Genomic DNA, 19,513 nt, shown 5'->3' with positions numbered 1-19,513 from the left:
ATGGCAGGCACCATCACCACCTATCGCGACTTCTGGCCCTTCTATCTTCGCGAGCATGCGAAGCCGAGCACGCGGGCGCTCCATTATGTGGGCACGATCCTGACGCTCTGGTTCCTGTTGCTGGCGCTGGGCGGCGCCGGACTGTGGTGGTTCGCGGCGATCCCGCTGGCGGGCTATGGCTTTGCCTGGGCCGCGCATTTCGGCGTCGAGAAGAACCGGCCGGCGACCTTCACCTATCCGCTCTGGTCGCTGGTCTCGGACTATCGGATGTTCTTCCTGTGGTTCGCTGGCCGGCTGGACATGCATCTCCAGCGGGCGGGCGTGCCCGCCTAGGCGCCGGGCGCTAGCCGTTGGCGAGCACCCGGCCGCCCAGCCGGGCGAGCGCCGCGCCGAGGGGGCTGCAGGGATAGGGCATCGGTTCCGACAGGAAGATCAGGTCGGCGGCGCCGTCATGCTCCGCGGCGAGCGCGGCGATCGGCTCGGCGATCTCGAAGGCGAGGCTGGTGGACGGGTGCGCCTGGACCTCGGCCTGCCAGCGGGCGTGGCGGATGCCGGCGGTCCACAGCGATACGCCGCGCCCCTCGATCGCGACGAAGCCGAACTCGCGGGCCTTCGCGGCGGCGCGGAGCAGGCGGCCGCCATCGGCGCAGTCGAGATCGAGCATGCGCACCGCGCGGTGGCCATGGTTGCGGAACTCGGCGAGCGCGCGGGCGATGCGCGCGTCGCAGGGGCCGCGCCGCGGTCCCTCCGGCTCGGTCGACAGGCCGGCGCGGCGCAACAGGCCGCCGAGCGAGAATTGCGTGGCGATCATCGATCCTTCTCCTGGCTGGTGGGCCGGATCCTCAGTGACAGGGATCCCGAAATCCGGCGATGGGGTGAGGCGCCTCGCCGCACGGCAGGCGGAGCGGCGCGATCGGGGCGAGCGTGCGCGCGAGATGCGCGGTCATGGCCGGACATCAGTGCGACAGGATCGAGCGGAGCGGCGCGGTGGCGAGCACCATGCGCGCGCCGGGAAAGGCCCGGCATTCGGACAGCGCGAAGCGAACCGCCGCCTCGCGCGAACGGAACAGGCCTTCGAGCAGCCCGCCTTCTTCCTGCACGACCCAGTGGCCCTGGCTGTCCTGGCCGACGCGCAGGACATGTTCGGAATGGGAAACCATATGCACTCCCCGAGTGGAACGAAGCGAGAGATAGGGGGCTTGCCCGTTAAGCTTCGAGACGGATTTTGGGGCGCGGGCATAAGGGTTCCGTAAAGGCGGAAAGCCCGGCTTCGCCGCGCCCTGCCAGCGCTTGCTTGCGGCGCGGCGGAAAGCGCTCCATCTAGCGGCCATGCATTCGACATCCGATACGCTGGCACTGATCGGCAACACGCCCCTGGTGCGCCTGAAGGGGCCGAGCGAAGCCACGGGCTGCGAGATCTACGGCAAGTGCGAGTTCGCGAATCCCGGCGCGTCGGTGAAGGACCGGGCGGCGCTGTTCATCGTCAAGGATGCTGAGGAGCGCGGCCTGATCGGGCCCGGCGGCTGCATCGTCGAGGGGACGGCGGGCAATACCGGCATCGGCCTGGCGCTGGTCGCCAACGCCAAGGGCTATCGCACGATCATCGTGATGCCCGAGACGCAGAGCCGCGAGAAGATGGACACGTTGCGCGCGCTCGGCGCCGAGCTGGTGCTGGTGCCGGCGGCGCCCTATTCGAACCCGGGGCATTTCGTCCACACGTCCCGGCGGATCGCCGAGGAGACGCCCAACGCGATCTGGGCCAACCAGTTCGACAATACCGCCAACCGCAAGGCCCATATCGTCGGCACCGCCGAAGAGATCTGGGCGCAGATGGACGGGCGGATCGACGGGTTCACCTGCGCGGCGGGCACCGGCGGCACGATTGCGGGCGTGGGGCTGGGGCTCAAGGCGCGGGACGAGAATGTCCGCATCGCGCTCAGCGACCCGCACGGCGCGGCGCTCTACAGCTATTATGCATGCGGCGAGCTGAAGGCTGAGGGCAGCTCGGTCGCCGAGGGGATCGGCCAGGGGCGGATCACCGGCAATCTCGAGGGCGCGCCGATCGACGCGCAGTTCCGCATCTCCGACGAGGAGGGGCTGGAATGGGTCGAGCGGCTGCTCAAGGAAGAGGGGCTCTGCCTGGGCCTGTCCTCGGGAATCAACGTGGCCGGCGCGGTGCGGCTGGCGCGCGAGCTGGGACCGGGCAAGCGAGTAGCGACAATCCTGTGCGACACTGGTTTTCGTTATCTATCAACGCTCTACAATGCGGAATGGCTCGCATCCAAGGGATTGCCGGTCCCGGAGTGGCTCGCACGGGAGTGAACGCCCCATCTTGGCAACGGGGCAGTTCGGCGTTACATTTATGCAACAGATATGAGCGTGGGTTCGCCTGATACTGCCCAGACGATGCAACGTATCTACGTTGGTCTGACGGGGCTCGCCGTGGTTACGGTGCTGATCGTGCTGGCGAGCGCGGTCGTCGCGTGGCGTGCGAACGACATGCCGGTCTCCGCGGTCGGCGCTTCCAACTCGGCCGTCGTTGCCAACATGACTGCCCCGGGCAACTCGCTTGGCGAAAAGACCAAGGAAGAGCCGCTCGCCGAGCTGGGCGCCGCGCCCAGCACCACCTCGACCGAAAAGGTCGACGCCGCCGCGATCGCGCGCCGGCAGCAGGAAGCCCAGCAGAACGGCGAGGCACGCTGATTTCCGATGCCCGTGCGGCCCGGGGATTTGGCCCCACCGGCGCATGGACATCACCTGGATTCTTCGCCCCGCGGTGACGAAGCGGGCATGGGCGGCTCAGCTATCCACAATTTCCTTGCAAGCCCTGCCCGAAACACCTTGAATCCCGAGGAAACTGATTGCGCGCGCCGGTTTTCACGGCGACTCGCGGGATTTCTGCGATTTCTTGCAGGCGCCGGTGCTGGCCGGGCGAATGGGGGCCTGCTAGGCGCGGAGCAGGAAAAGCGAGTAATTTGCGGCACTTGGCGATTTCCCGGGATCGGGCGGGATGGCGCCCCACTTTCCGGAATTATCCGTAGCGATTGGGTTCATTTACGGAGGTGTTTATGAAACAAAAGAAGAACAAAAGCCGATTCTAAGTAAAACATGGCCTGGAATTGGGGCTTGGTGGGGCAAATTCCCGCCCTATCCCCAATTCTCCCGTTGTATCCCCGAGCGCTTGTTGGTAAAACGAGATGCTTAAAGGGGGCACACCCTTTTCACCGTCATTTTAAGCGCCGGGCCCGGCCGTGGGGGCTGATTCCGGAGACGGGAAAGCTGTGCCCATTGGGGTATTGGCGTGGTGGACAGGGAGCTCTTCGAGGGATTTGCGCTCCAGGCGGTGGACCAGAAGGGCCGCGTCGCCATCCCCGCCGACCTGCGCAACGCCGCCGAGCGCAATTCCGACATCCGCCAGATCGTCGTGGGCCTGCACCCCTATGATCCGTGCCTGTCGGCGCACGACCTCTCCTGGTCCAAGGAGAAGTACGAGCGGATCGACCGCAAGGAGCAGCAGGCCGCCGATCGCGGCGAGGAGGCCGATTACCGGGCCAAGCGCCGCGCCTTCGGCCAGGTCGAGAAGGCGCCGTACGACGATAGCGGCCGCTTCGTGATCCCGCCCTTCTTCCGCATGAAGGCGGGCATCCAGAAATGGGCGCTGTTCTACGGCAGCGGCGAGACCTTCGACATCTGGGCGCCGGAGCGCCTGATGAACGACGCGCAGGCGGATCCCATGCTGCGCGAGATCTGCGAATATCTGTGCCAGGCCAAGGGAGTGACGCTGTGAGCTCCCCGACCCAGCCGCATATCCCCGTGCTGCTCGACGAAGTGGTCGACGGCCTCGCCCCTGTGCCCGGCGAGCGCCATGTCGACTGCACGTTCGGTGCCGGCGGCTACACCAACGCCATCCTCGAGCGGGGTGCCGAGGTGGCCGCCTTCGATCGCGACCCCCGTGCGATCGAGGGCGGCCAAACTCTCGTCTCCCATGCGGATGGCCGGCTGATCCTGATCGAAGCGCCGTTCAGCCAGCTGGAGGGCGAGCTCGCGCGCCGCGGCCTGGTGCCCGTCGACGGCGTGACGATGGACATCGGCGTCTCGTCGATGCAGCTCGACCAGGCCGAGCGCGGCTTCTCCTTCCAGCAGGAGGGGCCACTCGACATGCGCATGGCGGGCGAGGGGATGACCGCGGCGGAATGGCTCAACTCGGCCGACGAGAGCGAGATCGCCGATATACTCTATCAATATGGCGAGGAGCCGCGCGCCCGCCGCGTCGCGAGCGCGATCGTGCGCGCCCGGCCGCTCGAGACGACCACCGATCTCGCCAATGTCGTCCGCCGCGCGCTCGGCCACAAGCCGCATGACAAGAAGGACCCCTCGACCCGGACGTTCCAGGCAGTGCGCATCTTCATCAATCGCGAGCTCGACGAGCTGGCCGAAGGGCTGGCCGCGGCCGAGCGGGTGCTCAAGCCCGGCGGCCGGCTGGCGGTAGTGACTTTCCACAGCCTGGAGGATCGCCTGGTGAAGCGCTTCCTGCGCGAGCGCAGCGGCAGCGAGCCCGCCGGCTCGCGCCACCGCCCGGCGATCGGCCCGCGCGCCGAGCCCAGTTTCGAGCCTCCCGCCAAGGCCGTGCGGCCGGGCGATGACGAGGTTGCCCGTAATCCGCGTGCCCGTTCGGCGACGCTGCGCGTGGCGCGGCGGACCGCGGCGGCGCCGTGGCCCAGTGAAGGAGTAGCGTGAGATGGCGGTTCAAAGCTTCAAGGGACTGGGGTGGCTCCTCTGCGCCGTTGTGGTGGCGCCGGCGTGCTACATGGTCAATTCGCACGGCGCGGCCGAGCAGGCCAAGCTCAACGCGATGAAGGGCGCGATCCTGCAGGCGCGGAAGGATATTCGCGGGCTGGAGACCGAGTTCCAGACGCGTGCCAACCTGGCCCAGATCGAGCGCTGGAACGGCGATGTGCTGGCGCTTGCCGCGCCGGCGCCTGGCCAGTATCTGGCGAGCGAGACGGCGCTGGCCAGCCTCGACCAGCCCGCGCAGATCCAGAATGCTTCGCTGATCGTTCCGGCCGGCGCGCCGGCGGCTCACTCCGTCGCAGCAGTGGCGACGGCGGCGGCAGCGCCGGTGCAGGCGGCCCCGGCGCCCCAGCCGGGCTCCGCCCCGGCGCCGTCGGGCAAGAGCGTGGCGCAGCAGGACAGGGAACTTCACGACCTCATGAAGAAGGCCGACAGGCACGCGGTGGCGATGGTGGACAAGGGCGTGCTCAGCACCTCGACCATCGATGATCTGAAGAAGCTGGCGCAGCGCGAGAAGCTGGCGCTCCGTTGATCGTCGTCGTCGCCCCGCCGGCCCGCAAGGGCCGTACGGGCGATGCCCGTCAGGCGCTTGTCGCCACCGCCCAGGTGCGGCTGATGATCCTGTCGATCCTGTTCGGGTTCGGCATGCTGGTGGTGATCGGCAAGCTGGCGCTGCTCGCGCTGTGGGCGGAGCCGGCGACCGCGCGCGACATCGCCACCACCCTGGTGCCGCCGCGCGGCGACATCACCGACCGGCGCGGCGCGCCGCTCGCCCGCTCGATCGATTCCTGGACGATCGCCATTCATCCCAACCAGGTGATCGGCGACAAGGCCGAGCTGGCGCACCGGCTGGCCGAGTTGATCCCCGATCAGAGCGCCGAGCGCTATTTCGCGCTGCTCAAGTCCGGAGGCAGCTTCGCCTATCTGAAGCGCCGGGCCATGCCGGAGCTGGTGGGCGCGGTGAATGCGCTGGGCCAGCCGGCGATCGAGTTCCAGCGCGAGAACGACCGGCTCTATCCGCAGTCGACGCTGGCCGCGCACGTGCTCGGCTATATCGATAGCACCGGCCATGGCCGCTACGGCATGGAGCGGGTGCTCGACGCGCAGCTCAGCGATCCCGCCCGCCGCGGCGAGCCGGTGGCGCTGTCGCTCGACCTGCGGGTACAGGCGGCGCTGGAGAACGAACTGGGCACGGCGATGACGCAGCTTCAGGCGCGCGGCGCCGCGGGCGTGATCCTCGACGTGCAGACCGGCGAAGTGATCGCGATGACTTCGCTGCCCGCCTTCAATCCCAATGCGATCGCCGGCCCGCCGCCGCGCAACAACGTGACGCAGAGCGTCTATGAGCTGGGATCGACCTTCAAGCCGATCGCCGTCGCCGCCGCGATCGACACCGGCACGATCACTTCGATGTCGCGCCGCTTCGACGCGACCGTGCCGTTGCAGGTGGGGCGCTTCAAGATCCATGACGATCCGGGCGACGAGCAGTTTCGCTGGCTCAACATCCCCGAGACGCTGATCTATTCCTCCAACATCGCCACCGCGCGCATCGCCGACGAACTGGGCGCGGAGAAGATGCAGGAGATCTTCCGCCGCTTCGGCTTCGACCGGAAGCCCGAGATCGAGCTCGATGCCAGCGCCAAGCCGCTCTGGCCGTCGAGCTGGGGGCGGATCACGGTGATGACCACGGCCTATGGCCATGGCATCGCGGTGACGCCGCTGCACCTCGCCACTGCCTATGCCGCGATGGTCAATGGCGGAATCCTGCGCCCCGCGACGCTGCGCAAGGTCGATCCCGCACGCCCGCCCGAGGGCAAGCGCGTGCTCCAGCAGGCGACGAGCGACCGGATGCGCCAGCTGCTCCGCCTGATCGTGCTCAAGGGCACCGGCCGCAAGGGCGAGGCGGCCGGCTTCCGCATCGCCGGCAAGACCGGCACCGCCGAGGCGGCGAGCGAAGGTGGTTACGACAAGCATCGCAACGTTTCGACCTTCGCAGCGGCTTTCCCCATCGACGCACCGCGCTATGTGATGATCGCCATGCTCGATTCGCCCAAAGCCAACCCCTCGATCGGCGTCTATCGCACGACCGCCGCCTGGACGGTGGCGCCCGTGGTCGCGCGGGTGGTGAGCCGCACCGGCTCGCTGCTCGGCGTGGTGCCCGATGCCAATCGCGACATCGACGAGCGCGAGCTGCTGCCGCTGATCTGGGCAGGGCCGAACGCCGACAAGAAGGATCCCGAATGAAACTGGGCGCGCTGACGGAAGGCGGGGGGGACGCCGTCGTCACCGGATTTGCCATCGACCACCGCAAGGTGGCGCCCGGCACCATATTCGGCGCGTTCGAAGGCGCGCGCTTCAATGGCGAGGATTTCATTCCCGACGCCGTGAAGGCCGGTGCCGTCGCCATCGTCGCGCGGCCGGGGGCCAGGGTCGAGGGCGCGGTGCACATCGCCGACGAGAACCCGCGCGAGAAATTCGCCCGGCTGGCGGCACGGTTCTTCGCGCCCTTCCCGGCGACTGCGGTGGCGGTGACGGGCACCAACGGCAAGACATCCACCGTGGAGATGACGCGCCAGCTGTGGCGGATGCGCGGGTTCCACGCCGCCTCGATCGGCACGCTCGGCGTCACTACCGCCGACGATACCGTGAGCACCGGGCTGACCACGCCCGATATCGTCACGTTCCTCTCCAATGTCGCCGGGCTGGCGCGCGAGGGCGTGAGCCATGTCGCGTTCGAGGCGTCGTCGCACGGCCTGTCGCAATATCGCACCGAAGGCCTGCCGGTGCGCGCGGCAGCGTTCACCAATCTCAGCCGCGACCATCTCGACTATCATGGCGACATGGCCGCCTATTTCCACGCCAAGCTGCGCCTGTTCGCCGATGTGCTGGATCCGGACGGGGTGGCGGTGGTGTGGGCGGACGATCCGCACAGCCCGCGAGTCGAGGAACTGGCGCGGATGCGCGGCAACCGGCTCGTCACCGTGGGCGAGCATGGCGAAACGCTCAAGCTGGTCGCGCGCGATCCGACGCTGCTCGGCCAGGGGCTGACGATCGAGGCGGGCGGCGAGACCTATCGGGTGAACCTGCCGCTGATCGGCGCCTATCAGGCCGCCAATGCGCTGGTCGCGGCGGGGCTGGTGATCGCGACCGGCGGCGACATCGTCCAGACGCTGAGCGATCTCAGCCGGTTGCAGCCGGTGCGCGGGCGCCTGGAGCGGGCGGTGATCACCAAGCTCGGCGCGCCGGTCTATGTCGACTATGCGCACACGCCGGACGCGCTGGAGGCGGCGATCGCGGCGCTCAAGCCGCATACCGGGGGGCGGCTGATCATCGTGTTCGGCGCGGGCGGCGACCGCGACACCGGCAAGCGCGCGCCGATGGGTCAGGCCGCGGCGGCCGGCGCGGACGTGGTGATCGTGACCGACGACAATCCGCGCTCCGAGGATCCGGCGGCGATCCGCGCCCAGGTGCTGGAAGGCGCGCCCGAGGCGATCGAGATCGGCGGCCGGCGCGAGGCGATCCGCGCGGCGATCGACATGGCCGGAAGCGAGGATATCGTGCTCGTCGCCGGCAAGGGCCATGAACAGGGCCAGATCGTCGGCGACATGGTGCTGCCCTTCGACGACGTCGCCGTGGCGCGGGAGTGCGCGGCGTGAGACTGTGGACCGCAGACGAGATCGCCGCGGCGACCGGCGGCACCGCCTCGGCCGCGTTCGAGGCTTCGGGCGTGACCTTCGATTCCCGCGAAGTGGGACAGGGCGACCTGTTTCTTGCGCTGAAGGGCGAGGCCACCGACGGCCATCGCTATCTCGACCAGGCATTCGCGCAGGGCGCGGCCGGCGCGCTGGTTTCCGAACCCACGCCGCACCCGCATGTGGCCGTGGCGGACACGATCGCGGCACTCGATGCGCTGGGCGCGGCGGCGCGCGGGCGGATGCGGGGCCAGGTGATCGGCGTCACCGGCTCGGCCGGGAAGACCGGCACCAAGGAAGCGCTGTTCGCAGCGCTCGATCGCAATGCGCCCGGCGAGGCGCACCGCTCGGTCAAGAGCTATAACAACCATACCGGCGTGCCGCTCAGCCTGGCGCGCATGCCGCGCACGGCACGCTATGGCGTGTTCGAGATGGGCATGAACCATGCCGGCGAGCTGGCCGCGCTCACCCGGCTGGTGCGCCCGCACGTCGCGATCGTCACCACCGTCGCCCCGGCGCATCTGGGCTTCTTCGCGAGCGAGGAGGCGATCGCCGACGCCAAGGGCGAGATCTTCCAGGGGCTGGAGCCGGGCGGCGCCGCGATCGTCCCGTTCGACAGCCCGCACCGCGACCGGCTGATCGAAGCCGCGAGGCCCTATGCCGGGAAGATCGTCACCTTCGGCCTGAAGGAGGGTGCCGACTATCGCGCCGTCGAGACGATGCGCACGCGCACCGGCGCCACTTTCGTGACGGCCCGTTTCGGCCAGCGCGAGCTGAGCTTCACCTTGTCCCAGCCGGGCGCGCACTGGGTGTCGAACGCGATGGCGATCCTCGCGGCCGTCGACGCCGTGGGCGGCGATCTCGAGCTGGCGGGCCTCGCGCTCGCCGAGCTGGGCGGGCTGGCGGGGCGTGGGGCGCGGCTCATGGTGCCGGCGGCCGGCGGCGAGGCGCTGGTGATCGACGAGAGTTACAACGCCAATCCCGCCTCGATGCGCGCGACGCTGGAAGTGCTGGCGCACGAGCAGGGCCGCAAGCTGGCGGTGCTCGGCGAGATGCGCGAACTCGGCGTGCATTCGGCCGCCTTCCATGCCGAGCTTTCGGGCCCGATCGAGGCGGCGGGCGTCGATTATGCCATTCTCGTCGGCGAAGCGATGCTTCCGCTCGCAGAGGCGCTTGAGGGGCGCGTCGATTTCGTCCATGTGCCCGACGCGGTGACCGCGCTGGGCAGGCTCGACGACATGCTCCAGGCGGGGGACGCGGTTCTCATAAAAGGGTCGAACGGCGTGCGGCTTGGGTCGGTGGTCGCGGCATTGGCGGAAAGGGCACCTGCCTGATGTTGTACTGGATTGCGGATCTGCTGGGCTTTCCCGGCGTCTTCAACCTCTTCCGCTATCTCTCCTTCCGCACCGGCGGCGCGGTGGCGACGGCGTTGCTGATCGGGCTGGTGATCGGGCCGCGGTTCATCGGCTGGCTGCGCATCCGCCAGGGCAAGGGGCAGCCGATCCGCGACGACGGGCCGCAGAGCCACCTTGCCAAGCGCGGCACGCCGACGATGGGCGGGCTGATGATCCTGACCAGCCTGATGCTCTCGCTGCTGCTGTGGATGGACCTGCGCAACCCCTATGTCTGGGCCTGCATGTTCGTCACCTTCGGCTTCGGGATGATCGGCTTCCTCGACGACTATGACAAGGTGCGGAAGCAGAAGACCGCGGGCGTATCGGGCAAGGTGCGGCTGCTGGGCGAGTTCCTGATCGCGGGCGTCGCCGCCTGGATCATCTGCTCGCAGAACGGCACCCAGCTCTACGTGCCCTTCTTCAGCTGGATCCATCCGGACATCGGCTGGTTCTACATCGCCTTCGCCGCCTTCGTGATCGTGGCGTTCGGCAATGCGGTGAACCTCACCGACGGGCTGGACGGGCTGGCGACCATGCCGGTGGTGATCGCCAGCATGGCCTTCATGCTGATCGCCTATCTGGCCGGCAACAAGATCTATGCGATCTATCTGGGCATCCCGCACGTGCCGGGCGCGGGCGACCTGGCGATCTTCTGCGGCGCGATGGTGGGGGCGGGGCTCGCCTTTCTGTGGTTCAACGCGCCCCCGGCGGCCGTGTTCATGGGCGATACCGGCAGCCTCGCGCTCGGTGGCGCGCTCGGCACCATCGCCGTCACCACGCACCATGAGCTGGTGCTCGGCATCATCGGCGGCCTGTTCGTGATGGAGGCGCTGAGCGTCATCATCCAGGTGTTCTTCTTCAAGCGCACCGGCAAGCGCATCTTCAAGATGGCGCCGATCCACCACCATTTCGAGCAGCTCGGCTGGTCGGAGCCGACGGTGGTGATCCGCTTCTGGATCATCGCGTTCGTGCTGGCGCTGGCGGGGCTGGCGACGCTCAAGCTGCGGTGATCACGAGCACGGCCTGGCGCGGCAAACGCTATGCGGTGCTCGGGCTCGCGCGCTCGGGCGTGGCGACCGTGCGCGCGCTGATGGCCGCGGGTGCCGAAGTCGTGGCGTGGGACGCCAACGAGAAGGCGCGTGACGCGCTTTCTCCCTCTCTCCGCTCGCGCGGAGAGGGCCGGGGAGAGGGGGCCACCGATGGCGCATCGCATGTGCCCCTATCCCTGACCCTTGCCGATCCCGTCGAGATCGACTTGACCGGCCTCACGGCCGTAATCGTGTCCCCCGGCGTGCCGCTCAATACCCATCCCATCGCCACCAGGGCCGCTGCTGCCGGCGTGCCCGTCATCGGCGATATCGAGCTGTTCGCGGAAGCGCGTGCCGAGATGCCCGCGCATCGCGTGATCGGCATTACCGGCACCAACGGCAAGTCGACCACCACGGCGCTGATCCACCACATCGTCGACACCGCCGACATCCCGGCGCGGCTCGGCGGCAATATCGGGCTGCCGATCCTGGGGCAGGACCCGCTGCCCGAGGGCGGCGTCTATGTGCTGGAGCTCTCCAGCTACCAGATCGACCTGACCCAAAGCCTCGATTGCGACGTCGCGGTGCTGCTCAACCTCACGCCCGATCATCTCGACCGCTATGCCGGGTTCGAGGCTTATGCCGCGTCCAAGGCCCGGCTGTTCGCGATGCAGGCGCCCGGACACGCCGCCGTGATCGGCATCGGCGATGCGCCTTCGGCGGAGATCGCGCGCCAGATCGCCGCATCGGGCCGGAGCGAGGATCTCGTCAGGATCGCTCCCGGCGCCTGCCTCGACCAGTCGCGCTGGCCCGCGCTGCAGGGTCTGCACAATGCCCAGAACGCGCTCGCCGCGATTGCCGCGTGCAAGGCGCTCGGCATTGCGCAGGATGCGATAGACAAGGGGCTGGAGACTTTCCCCGGCCTGCCGCACCGGATGGAGCGGGTCGCCACGCGCCGCGGCGTGCTGTTCGTCAACGACAGCAAGGCGACCAACGCGGACTCCGCCGCTCCGGCGCTCTCCGCGTATCCGAAGATCCACTGGATCCTGGGCGGCAAGGCCAAGGCGAAGGATCTCGATGCCTGTCGCCCGGGCTTTCCCCATGTGGTGCGGGCCTATACGATCGGCGAGGCGGGCGAGATGTTCGCCCGGCTGCTCGAAGGCGAGATGCCGGTCGAGCGATCGGGCACGCTCGAAGCCGCGGTGCAGAGCGCGGCGGCGCGGGCGAAGGAAGGGGAGACGGTGCTGCTGTCCCCCGCCTGTGCCTCGTTCGACCAGTTCACGGATTACGAAGCCCGGGGCCAGGCCTTCCGCGACGCGGTGGAGGCGCTGGGATGAACGAAACCGTCGAGGTGCCGGAAGCTGGAAGCGAGGTTCGCCGCCGCGTCCAGCAACAGCTCGGCCGTGCGAGCAAGACGCGTGCCGGCATGTGGTTCTGGGAAGTCGATCGGGTGCTGCTCACGCTGGCACTGCTGCTGATCGCGATCGGGCTGGTCGCGGTGGCCGCCGCCTCGCCCGCTACCGCGCGCCGCTATTCCGACGCCACCCACATCATGGCGCCGATGTATTATTTCTGGCGCCAGCTGATCTGGGTGTGCATCAGCGTGCCGGTGCTGATCGCGGTCTCGATGCTGCCGGTCACGGTGGCACGCCGGCTGGCGCTGATCGGGGCGGGGATATTCCTGATCTGCCTCGCGCTGGTGCCGGTGATCGGGCATGAGGTGAACGGCGCCAAGCGCTGGATCGGAGTCGGGCTCGCGGAATTCCAGCCCTCCGAGTTCCTCAAGCCGCTGTTCATCGTCTCGACCGCCTGGATGCTCAGCTTCCGCGCCAAGGATCCGCAGCTGCCGGTGCTGTTCGTCACCGGCGCGCTCACCGCGCTGATCGGCGTGCTGCTGATGCTCCAGCCCGATTTCGGCCAGACGATCGTGTTCGGCAGCGTATGGATCATCCTGCTGATGATCTCGGGCATCTCGCCCGCGGCGATCGCCGGCCTGTTCGGCACGGCGGTGGCGGGCGTGATCGCGGCCTATCTGTTCTACGGCACCGCCCGCACCCGCATCGACAATTTCCTGTTCCCCACCAAGGATGCCGCGCTCGCCGAGCGCTATCAGGTGGAGATGGCGCACGAGACGCTCACCGCCGGCGGCCTGCTGGGGCGCGGGCCGGGCAACGGCATGATGAAGTTCAAGCTGCCCGAGGGGCATACCGACTATATCTTCTCGGTGATCGGCGAGGAGTTCGGGCTGATCGCCTGCGCGGTGATCGTCACGCTCTATCTCGCTATCGTGATCCGCGTGCTGATGAAGCTGCTGGACGAGGAGGACGCCTTCCGCCTGCTCGCCGCCGCCGGCCTCGCCGCGCAGTTCGGCGTGCAGTCGCTGATCAACATGGCGGTGAACACCGGCATCGCCCCGTCCAAGGGCATGACGCTGCCCTTCATTTCCTATGGCGGATCGTCGATGATCGCGCTGGCGATCGGCTATGGGTTGCTGCTCGCCTTCACGCGGCGAAACCCGTATTTGAAGCGCTCGCCCTATACCGGCCGCTGGAGCACCAACGCATGACTCAGTCCCGAAGCTATGTTCTCGCCGCCGGCGGCACCGGCGGGCACATGGTGCCTGCGGCCGCGCTGGCGGCGGAGCTGACCGAACGGGGCCATCATGTCGCGCTGGTGAGCGACGATCGCGGCGTTCGCTTCCCGGGCCTGTTCGAAGGGGTGGAGACGCATGTCCTCCCGGCGGGGCGGCTGGGCGGCGGCCCGCTCGGCTATGTCCGCGCGGCCGGCAAGATCATGGCGGGCCGCGCGATGGCGCTGCGGCTCTACAAGGAGATCCAGCCCGCCGCGGTGATCGGGTTCGGCGGCTATCCGGCGCTGCCGGCATTGCTCGCGGCCTTCCGCGCCGGCGTGCCGACGGTGATCCACGAGCAGAATGCCGTGCTCGGCCGGGTCAACCGCTTCGTCGCGGGCCGGGTCGACGCCATCGCCACTTCCTATGACCAGGTCGACCGGCTGAAGCCCGGCTGGCAGGCCAAGGCCCATCTCGTCGGCAACCCGGTGCGCGAGGCGGTGCTGAACCTGCGCAACCGCCCCTATCCGCTGCTGGAGGAGGACGGCATCTTCCGCGTGCTCGTCACCGGCGGTAGCCAGGGCGCGACCGTGCTGAGCCAGGTGGTGCCCGACGGGCTGGCGCTGCTCCCGGTGCATTTCCGCCGCCGCCTGCAGGTGACGCACCAAGCACGCGTCGAGGATATCGAGACGGTGCGGGCGAAGTATCAGAACCATGGCATTCCGGCCGATGTCTCCACCTATATCACCGACATGGCCGATGTGCTGGCCTGGTCGCACATCGTGATCGCGCGCGCGGGCGCCTCGACCATCGCCGAGCTCACCGCGGCCGGCCGGCCGGCGATTCTCGTGCCGCTGCCCAGCGCCACCGACGACCACCAGACCGCCAATGCGCGCGAGATCACCGCGGCCGGCGGCGCGCGGACGATCCAGCAGCGCGCCTTCACCGCGGCGGAGCTGGCCAAGCAGATCCAGAAGCTCGGGCTCGACACGGTTGGGCTCGAGAACGCCGCGGCGCGCGCGCGCAGCGTGGGCCGTCCCAACGCCACGCGCGATCTCGCCGATCTCGTCGAATCCATCCACGCGCCGGAAGCCCCGATCGGCATCCGCCGCGCCGCAATGCAGGGAAGGCCAGCGTTCGCATGAGTGAGTTTGGCGCATGAAGGGCGTCGCAACCGACATCGGCATCATCCATTTCGTCGGCATCGGCGGCATCGGCATGTCCGGCATCGCCGAGGTGATGCACAATCTCGGCTACAAGGTGCAGGGTTCGGACGTGGCCGAAGGCTATGTCGTGCAGGGCCTGCGCAGCCGCGGCATCCCCGTCACCATCGGCCATGACGCCGAGAATCTGGGCGATGCGGCGGTGGTCGTGGTCTCCACCGCGATTGTGCGCACCAATCCCGAGGTCGAGGCGGCCTATCAGCGCCGCATCCCCGTGGTGCGGCGTGCCGAGATGCTCGCCGAGCTGATGCGGCTGAAATCCACCGTCGCGGTGGCCGGCACGCACGGCAAGACCACGACCACCTCGATGGTCGCGGCGCTGCTCGATGCGGGCGGGGTGGATCCGACCGTGATCAACGGCGGCATCATCAACCAATATGGCTCGAACGCGCGCCTCGGCGACAGCGAGTGGATGGTGGTCGAGGCCGATGAGAGCGACGGCAGCTTCCTGCGGCTCGACGGCACCTATGCCATCGTCACCAACATCGATCCCGAGCATCTCGACCATTACGGCTCGTTCGATGCGGTGAAGGACGCGTTCGTCGAGTTCGTCGAGAACGTGCCCTTCTATGGCGCGGCGCTGCTGTGCCTGGATCATCCCGAGGTGCAGGCGATCATCCCGCGCGTGCGCGATCGCCGGATCGTGACCTATGGCTTTGCCGCCAGCGCGGATGTGCGCGGCGTCAATGTGGTGCCGCATCATGGCGGCAACCGCTTCGAGGCGATCATCCGCCACCGCGACGGCACCACCCGCTCGATCGAGGGCATCGAGCTGCCGATGCCGGGCCGCCACAATGTCCAGAACGCGCTCGCCGCGATCGGCGTGGCGCTGGAGCTGGGCATTCTGGATGCGACGATCCAGCAGGGCTTCGCCAAGTTCGGCGGGGTCAAGCGGCGCTTCACCAAGGTTGGCGAGACCGGCGGCACCACGATCATCGACGATTACGGCCATCACCCGGTCGAGATCCGCGCGGTGCTGGCGGCGGCGCGGGAGAGCGCCGAGGGCAGGGTGATCGCCGTCGTCCAGCCGCATCGCTTCACGCGCCTGAAGAACCTGATGGACGAGTTCGCCCAGGCCTTCAACGATGCCGACATGGTCTATGTCACGCCGGTCTATGCGGCGGGCGAGCTGCCGCTCGAGGGCGTGAGCGCGGAGGCGCTGGTCGAGAACATCCAGCGGCGCGGGCATCGCGCGGTGGCGTCGATCGAGGGCGAGGACGCGCTGGCGCGCGCGCTCGCCGGAGTGATCCAGCCCCGGGACATGGTCATCTGCCTCGGCGCGGGCGACATCACGAAATGGGCGGCGAACCTGGCGGGCGCGATCGAGGAAGCGAAGGCAGTCGCATGAAGGACTGGCTGACCCTGGGCATCGAGATGCAGCGCGACCTGATCAAGGCGCAGCAGGCACAGATGGATGCAGCGCGGAAGATGCTCGATGCCGGGCGCGACGTGATCAAGCTGCAGCAGGCGGGGCAGAGGGCGGCCGAGGCCAATCTGGCGGCGTGGAAGCAATGGTCGAGCATGTGGGGATGGAAGTGAGCCCGGTCTGCACCGCGCTGCCACCGCTGCGCGGGACGGTCCAGCACCGGGGCAGCCTTGCCGACTTCATCTGGTTCCGCACCGGCGGGCCGGCCGAATGGCTGGTGCGTCCCGATGACGTAGAGAGCCTGGCGGCGTTCGTGGCGGCGCTGGATCCGGAGGTGCCGGTGCTGCCGGTGGGCGTCGGCTCGAACCTGATCGTGCGGGACGGCGGCGTGCCGGGGGTGGTGGTGCGGCTGCCCAAGGCGATGGCCAGGGTTTCGATCGAGCCGGGCGCCGAGGAAGGTTCTTGGCGTGTGCGCGCCGGCGGGGCGGCGATGGGGATCACGGTGGCGAGTGCCGCGCGCGACGCCGGTATTGCCGGGCTGGAGTTCCTGCGGGGGATTCCGGGCACGGTCGGCGGCGCGGTGCGGATGAACGCCGGAGCCTATGGCCGCGATGCCAGCGATGTCCTGGTCGAGCTGACTCTCGTGACTCGAAACGGGACGGTCGAGACCTGGCCGGCGGCGAAACTGGGCTATACCTATCGCCATTCGGAGCTGCCCGCGGGAGCCGTGGTGGTCGAGGCGCTGTTCGAGGGCACGCCCGGCGACAAGGCCGAGATCGGTGCCGAGATGGACAGGATCGCGGCGGAACGCGAGGCTTCCCAGCCACTTAGGTCGCGGACTGGCGGCTCGACCTTCAAGAATCCGGACGGCGGCAAGGCCTGGGCGCTGATCGATGCGGCCGGCTGCCGCGGCCTTGTGCGCGGCGATGCGCAGGTCAGCGAAAAACACTGCAATTTCCTGCTCAATCTGGGCAATGCTTCCTCGGCCGACATCGAAGCGCTGGGCGAGGAAGTCCGCGCCAGGGTCAAGGCGCAGTCGGGCATCGAGCTGGAATGGGAAATCCAGCGTGTGGGGGTGGCGGAATGATCTTCGACAAGCTGCGCCGCCTCACCGATTATGAGCGCAAGATCATCGCGAACGTGCGCGATCATGGCTGCCACATCACTTCCGTCGCCTCTGAGGATGACGAGGAATGGGAGCCGCCCTTCAGCTATTCGACCGGCTTCCTCGAGACGGTGCGCCAGCCCGAGGTGATCGTGCTGGGCCTGCCCGGCCCGCTTTGCGGGGCGATGGTGAACGATCTGCTCCGCATGTGCCGCGAGGGTCTGGCACTTGCTGACGGAGCGGAAATCGAAGGATTGTTGCAAGGGCATCGGGTGATCGCCAGGACGATCGATCCGAGCCGCATCGTTCGCGAATATTTCAACTCGGCGATCTGGTACGAGGAACGTCGCACCGGCCGCGCCCTGGATTGCGCCGTGCAGCTTGTCTGGCCGGGCGCGGTGGACGGACTCTTTCCCTGGGACGAAGATTGCAGCCAGGATGTGCGCGATCTTCAGCCGGCACTTTACGAACGGAGCATGAATTCGTGACCCCCCTCCACATCGCGGTTCTGATGGGTGGCTGGTCGGCCGAGCGCGAGGTCTCGCTGATGTCCGGCGCGGGCATTGCGGAGGCGCTGGAGAGCCTGGGCCACCGGGTGACGCGCATCGACATGGACCGCGACGTCGCGCTGAGGATCGCCGAGGCGCGGCCGGACGTGGTGTTCAACGCGCTGCACGGCACGCCGGGGGAGGACGGCACGGTGCAGGGCATGCTCGACCTGATGGGCGTGAAATACACCCATTCCGGCCTGGTCGCCTCGGTGATCGCGATCGACAAGCAGCTGACCAAGCAGGCGCTGGTGCCGCACGGCATCCCGATGCCCGGCGGACGGATGGTGAAGACCGAGGAACTGCACCAGGCCGATCCGCTGCCGCGCCCCTATGTGCTCAAGCCGGTCAACGAAGGCTCGTCGGTGGGCGTCGCCATCGTCACCAAGGAAGGCAATTACGGCAATCCGATCTCGGCCGACGCGATCGGCCCGTGGCAGGAGTTCGACGAACTGCTCGCCGAGCCCTTCATCCGCGGCCGCGAGCTGACCACCGCGGTGCTGGCGGGCGAGGCGCTGGGCGTGACCGAATTGAAGCCGAAGAGCGGCTTCTACGATTACGACGCCAAATATACCGACGGGCTGACCGAGCATGTCTATCCGGCGCAGATCCCCGACGAGATCGCCGAGGCGTGCCGGCGCATCGCGCTCGAGGCGCACAGGCTGCTGGGCTGCAAGGGCACGTCGCGCTCCGATTTCCGCTGGGACGACAGCCAAGGTGTCGAGGGCCTGTTCCTGCTCGAAGTGAACACCCAGCCCGGCATGACGCCGCTCAGCCTGGTGCCCGAACAGGCGCGGCATCTCGGCATCTCCTATCCGCAGCTGTGCCAGCGCATCGTCGACGAGGCGATGGGCGGAGGCTGCGCGGGATGAGCCGGCCCCCCGCCAGGCGAGCGGCCACCCGGCGCGGCGGGAAGCCGGCGCAGAAGCGCAAGCAGGTCGCGCGCAAGAAGCAGCCGGGGCTGATGGACCAGGCGCTGGCCGCGCTGCCGTTCAGCCAGGCGACGCTCACGCGCATCGCCACCTGGGGCATCGTCGCGCTGTTCTCGGTCGGGCTGATCACGGTCGCGACCTGGTTCGGGGTGCCGCAGGTGATCGGCGTGGGCGCGGCCCAGGCGGTGGGCGAGGCGGGGCTGCGCGTCGACACGATCCAGATCAACGGGCTCAAGCGGATGAACCGCATGACCGTGTACCAGCAGGTGCTCGACCAGAATGCGCGCGCCATGCCGCTGGTCGACCTGGCCGATGTGCGCACCCGGCTGCTCGCCTATCCCTGGATAAAGGATGCGCGCGTCTCCCGTCGCCTGCCCGACAAGCTGCTGATCGACATCGTCGAGCGCGAGCCCGCGGCGATCTGGCAGAACCATGGCCAGCTGATGCTGATCGATCCCACGGGCGTGCCGCTGGAGCCGGTCTCGCGCGAGGCGATGCCCGATCTGCCGTTGTTGATCGGGGACGGGGCCAATGCCCAGGAGCCGGCACGCCGCGACCTGATGGACAGCGCTCCCGCGCTGAAGCCGCTCGTCCGCGCGGCGACCTGGGTGGGCAACCGGCGCTGGGACATCATCTTCGACACCGGCGAGAAGCTGCAGCTGCCCGAGGGCGAGAAGGAAGCCAGGGACGCGCTGAAGACCTTCGCCGAGAAGGACGGCGCCTATCGCTTGCTCGGCCGCGGCAATCTGGGGTTCGACATGCGCGATCCGGATAATCTCGTGATCCGGCGCCCGGCGGCGATCGGCGCGCCGGCAGCGACCGGGTTATGATGAACACCGGAGTTGCCATCCGGGGAAAATACTGA

Annotated in this window: 21 protein-coding genes; 19 read left to right on the top strand and 2 right to left on the bottom strand. The window is 68.5% G+C overall.

Translation table 11 applies throughout. The annotated features are described in order from the left end of the window. Positions 1-333 carry a DUF962 domain-containing protein gene (locus OMP43_RS10590; protein ID WP_280279693.1) on the top strand — a complete coding sequence of 111 codons (333 nt, stop codon included), beginning with the start codon at positions 1-3 and terminating at the stop codon, positions 331-333. A gap of 10 nt (positions 334-343) precedes the next feature. Here OMP43_RS10590 and OMP43_RS10585 read toward each other — a convergent pair whose 3' ends face one another. Both OMP43_RS10585 and OMP43_RS10580 read right to left on the bottom strand, forming a co-directional pair. Further along, positions 344-811, bottom strand: coding sequence for a hypothetical protein (locus OMP43_RS10585; protein ID WP_280279692.1), 468 nt, complete (start codon positions 809-811; stop codon positions 344-346). Between the two features lie 145 nt (positions 812-956). After that, the gene (locus OMP43_RS10580) at positions 957-1,160 is read right to left on the bottom strand and encodes a hypothetical protein (RefSeq protein WP_280279691.1); all 204 of its coding nucleotides are present in this window, start codon (positions 1,158-1,160) and stop codon (positions 957-959) included. A gap of 169 nt (positions 1,161-1,329) precedes the next feature. On the opposite strand from OMP43_RS10580, the gene OMP43_RS10575 reads away from it, so the two are divergent. The 18 genes from OMP43_RS10575 (at position 1,330) to OMP43_RS10490 (ending at position 19,478) form a co-directional block, all read left to right on the top strand. After that, positions 1,330-2,322 carry a cysteine synthase A gene (locus OMP43_RS10575; RefSeq protein ID WP_280279690.1) on the top strand — a complete coding sequence of 331 codons (993 nt, stop codon included), beginning with the start codon at positions 1,330-1,332 and terminating at the stop codon, positions 2,320-2,322. 57 nt (positions 2,323-2,379) lie between these two features. After that, positions 2,380-2,703, top strand: coding sequence for a hypothetical protein (locus OMP43_RS10570; protein ID WP_280279689.1), 324 nt, complete (start codon positions 2,380-2,382; stop codon positions 2,701-2,703). A gap of 601 nt (positions 2,704-3,304) precedes the next feature. After that, positions 3,305-3,787, top strand: coding sequence for a division/cell wall cluster transcriptional repressor MraZ (locus OMP43_RS10565; protein WP_280279688.1), 483 nt, complete (start codon positions 3,305-3,307; stop codon positions 3,785-3,787). Next, a complete protein-coding gene (gene rsmH / locus OMP43_RS10560; protein WP_280279687.1) occupies positions 3,784-4,737 on the top strand; it encodes a 16S rRNA (cytosine(1402)-N(4))-methyltransferase RsmH in 954 nt (317 codons plus the stop codon). The genes OMP43_RS10565 and rsmH overlap by 4 nt, the downstream gene beginning before the upstream one ends. Before the next feature lies 1 nt (position 4,738). Beyond that, the gene (locus tag OMP43_RS10555) at positions 4,739-5,323 is read left to right on the top strand and encodes a hypothetical protein (RefSeq protein WP_280279686.1); all 585 of its coding nucleotides are present in this window, start codon (positions 4,739-4,741) and stop codon (positions 5,321-5,323) included. Continuing rightward, on the top strand, positions 5,320-7,035 hold the full coding sequence (locus OMP43_RS10550; RefSeq protein ID WP_280279685.1) for a penicillin-binding protein 2: 1,716 nt from the start codon (positions 5,320-5,322) through the stop codon (positions 7,033-7,035). The genes OMP43_RS10555 and OMP43_RS10550 overlap by 4 nt, the downstream gene beginning before the upstream one ends. Further along, the gene (locus OMP43_RS10545; protein WP_280279684.1) at positions 7,032-8,447 is read left to right on the top strand and encodes a UDP-N-acetylmuramoyl-L-alanyl-D-glutamate--2,6-diaminopimelate ligase; all 1,416 of its coding nucleotides are present in this window, start codon (positions 7,032-7,034) and stop codon (positions 8,445-8,447) included. Before OMP43_RS10550 ends, OMP43_RS10545 begins: the two co-directional genes overlap by 4 nt. Further along, positions 8,444-9,817 carry a UDP-N-acetylmuramoyl-tripeptide--D-alanyl-D-alanine ligase gene (murF, locus tag OMP43_RS10540; RefSeq protein ID WP_280279683.1) on the top strand — a complete coding sequence of 458 codons (1,374 nt, stop codon included), beginning with the start codon at positions 8,444-8,446 and terminating at the stop codon, positions 9,815-9,817. The genes OMP43_RS10545 and murF overlap by 4 nt, the downstream gene beginning before the upstream one ends. Continuing rightward, positions 9,817-10,887, top strand: a complete 1,071-nt coding sequence (gene mraY, locus OMP43_RS10535; RefSeq protein ID WP_280279682.1) for a phospho-N-acetylmuramoyl-pentapeptide-transferase — start codon at positions 9,817-9,819, stop codon at positions 10,885-10,887. Before murF ends, mraY begins: the two co-directional genes overlap by 1 nt. Next, positions 10,884-12,242, top strand: a complete 1,359-nt coding sequence (murD, locus tag OMP43_RS10530; RefSeq protein ID WP_280279681.1) for a UDP-N-acetylmuramoyl-L-alanine--D-glutamate ligase — start codon at positions 10,884-10,886, stop codon at positions 12,240-12,242. Before mraY ends, murD begins: the two co-directional genes overlap by 4 nt. Then, complete coding sequence (locus OMP43_RS10525) at positions 12,239-13,471, top strand: putative peptidoglycan glycosyltransferase FtsW (RefSeq protein WP_280279680.1); 1,233 nt, start codon at positions 12,239-12,241, stop codon at positions 13,469-13,471. The genes murD and OMP43_RS10525 overlap by 4 nt, the downstream gene beginning before the upstream one ends. Further along, on the top strand, positions 13,468-14,619 hold the full coding sequence (murG, locus tag OMP43_RS10520; RefSeq protein WP_280279679.1) for an undecaprenyldiphospho-muramoylpentapeptide beta-N-acetylglucosaminyltransferase: 1,152 nt from the start codon (positions 13,468-13,470) through the stop codon (positions 14,617-14,619). Before OMP43_RS10525 ends, murG begins: the two co-directional genes overlap by 4 nt. Before the next feature lie 13 nt (positions 14,620-14,632). Continuing rightward, a complete protein-coding gene (murC, locus tag OMP43_RS10515) occupies positions 14,633-16,045 on the top strand; it encodes a UDP-N-acetylmuramate--L-alanine ligase (protein WP_280279678.1) in 1,413 nt (470 codons plus the stop codon). Beyond that, positions 16,042-16,236, top strand: coding sequence for a hypothetical protein (locus tag OMP43_RS10510; RefSeq protein ID WP_280279677.1), 195 nt, complete (start codon positions 16,042-16,044; stop codon positions 16,234-16,236). The genes murC and OMP43_RS10510 overlap by 4 nt, the downstream gene beginning before the upstream one ends. Continuing rightward, positions 16,209-17,150, top strand: a complete 942-nt coding sequence (gene murB, locus OMP43_RS10505) for a UDP-N-acetylmuramate dehydrogenase (protein WP_280279676.1) — start codon at positions 16,209-16,211, stop codon at positions 17,148-17,150. Before OMP43_RS10510 ends, murB begins: the two co-directional genes overlap by 28 nt. Beyond that, positions 17,147-17,656, top strand: a complete 510-nt coding sequence (locus tag OMP43_RS10500; protein WP_280279675.1) for a DUF4262 domain-containing protein — start codon at positions 17,147-17,149, stop codon at positions 17,654-17,656. Before murB ends, OMP43_RS10500 begins: the two co-directional genes overlap by 4 nt. Continuing rightward, positions 17,653-18,588, top strand: a complete 936-nt coding sequence (locus tag OMP43_RS10495) for a D-alanine--D-alanine ligase (RefSeq protein ID WP_280279674.1) — start codon at positions 17,653-17,655, stop codon at positions 18,586-18,588. The genes OMP43_RS10500 and OMP43_RS10495 overlap by 4 nt, the downstream gene beginning before the upstream one ends. After that, positions 18,585-19,478 carry an FtsQ-type POTRA domain-containing protein gene (locus OMP43_RS10490; protein WP_280279673.1) on the top strand — a complete coding sequence of 298 codons (894 nt, stop codon included), beginning with the start codon at positions 18,585-18,587 and terminating at the stop codon, positions 19,476-19,478. Before OMP43_RS10495 ends, OMP43_RS10490 begins: the two co-directional genes overlap by 4 nt. The last annotated feature ends 35 nt before the right edge of the window (positions 19,479-19,513 follow it).

It is taken from the genome of Sphingomonas sp. CBMAI 2297, assembly GCF_029870595.1.
Lineage (GTDB): Bacteria > Pseudomonadota > Alphaproteobacteria > Sphingomonadales > Sphingomonadaceae > Sphingomonas.
Note: the sequence above shows the minus strand (reverse complement) of the source record. Positions and strands in the feature narration are given on the sequence as shown.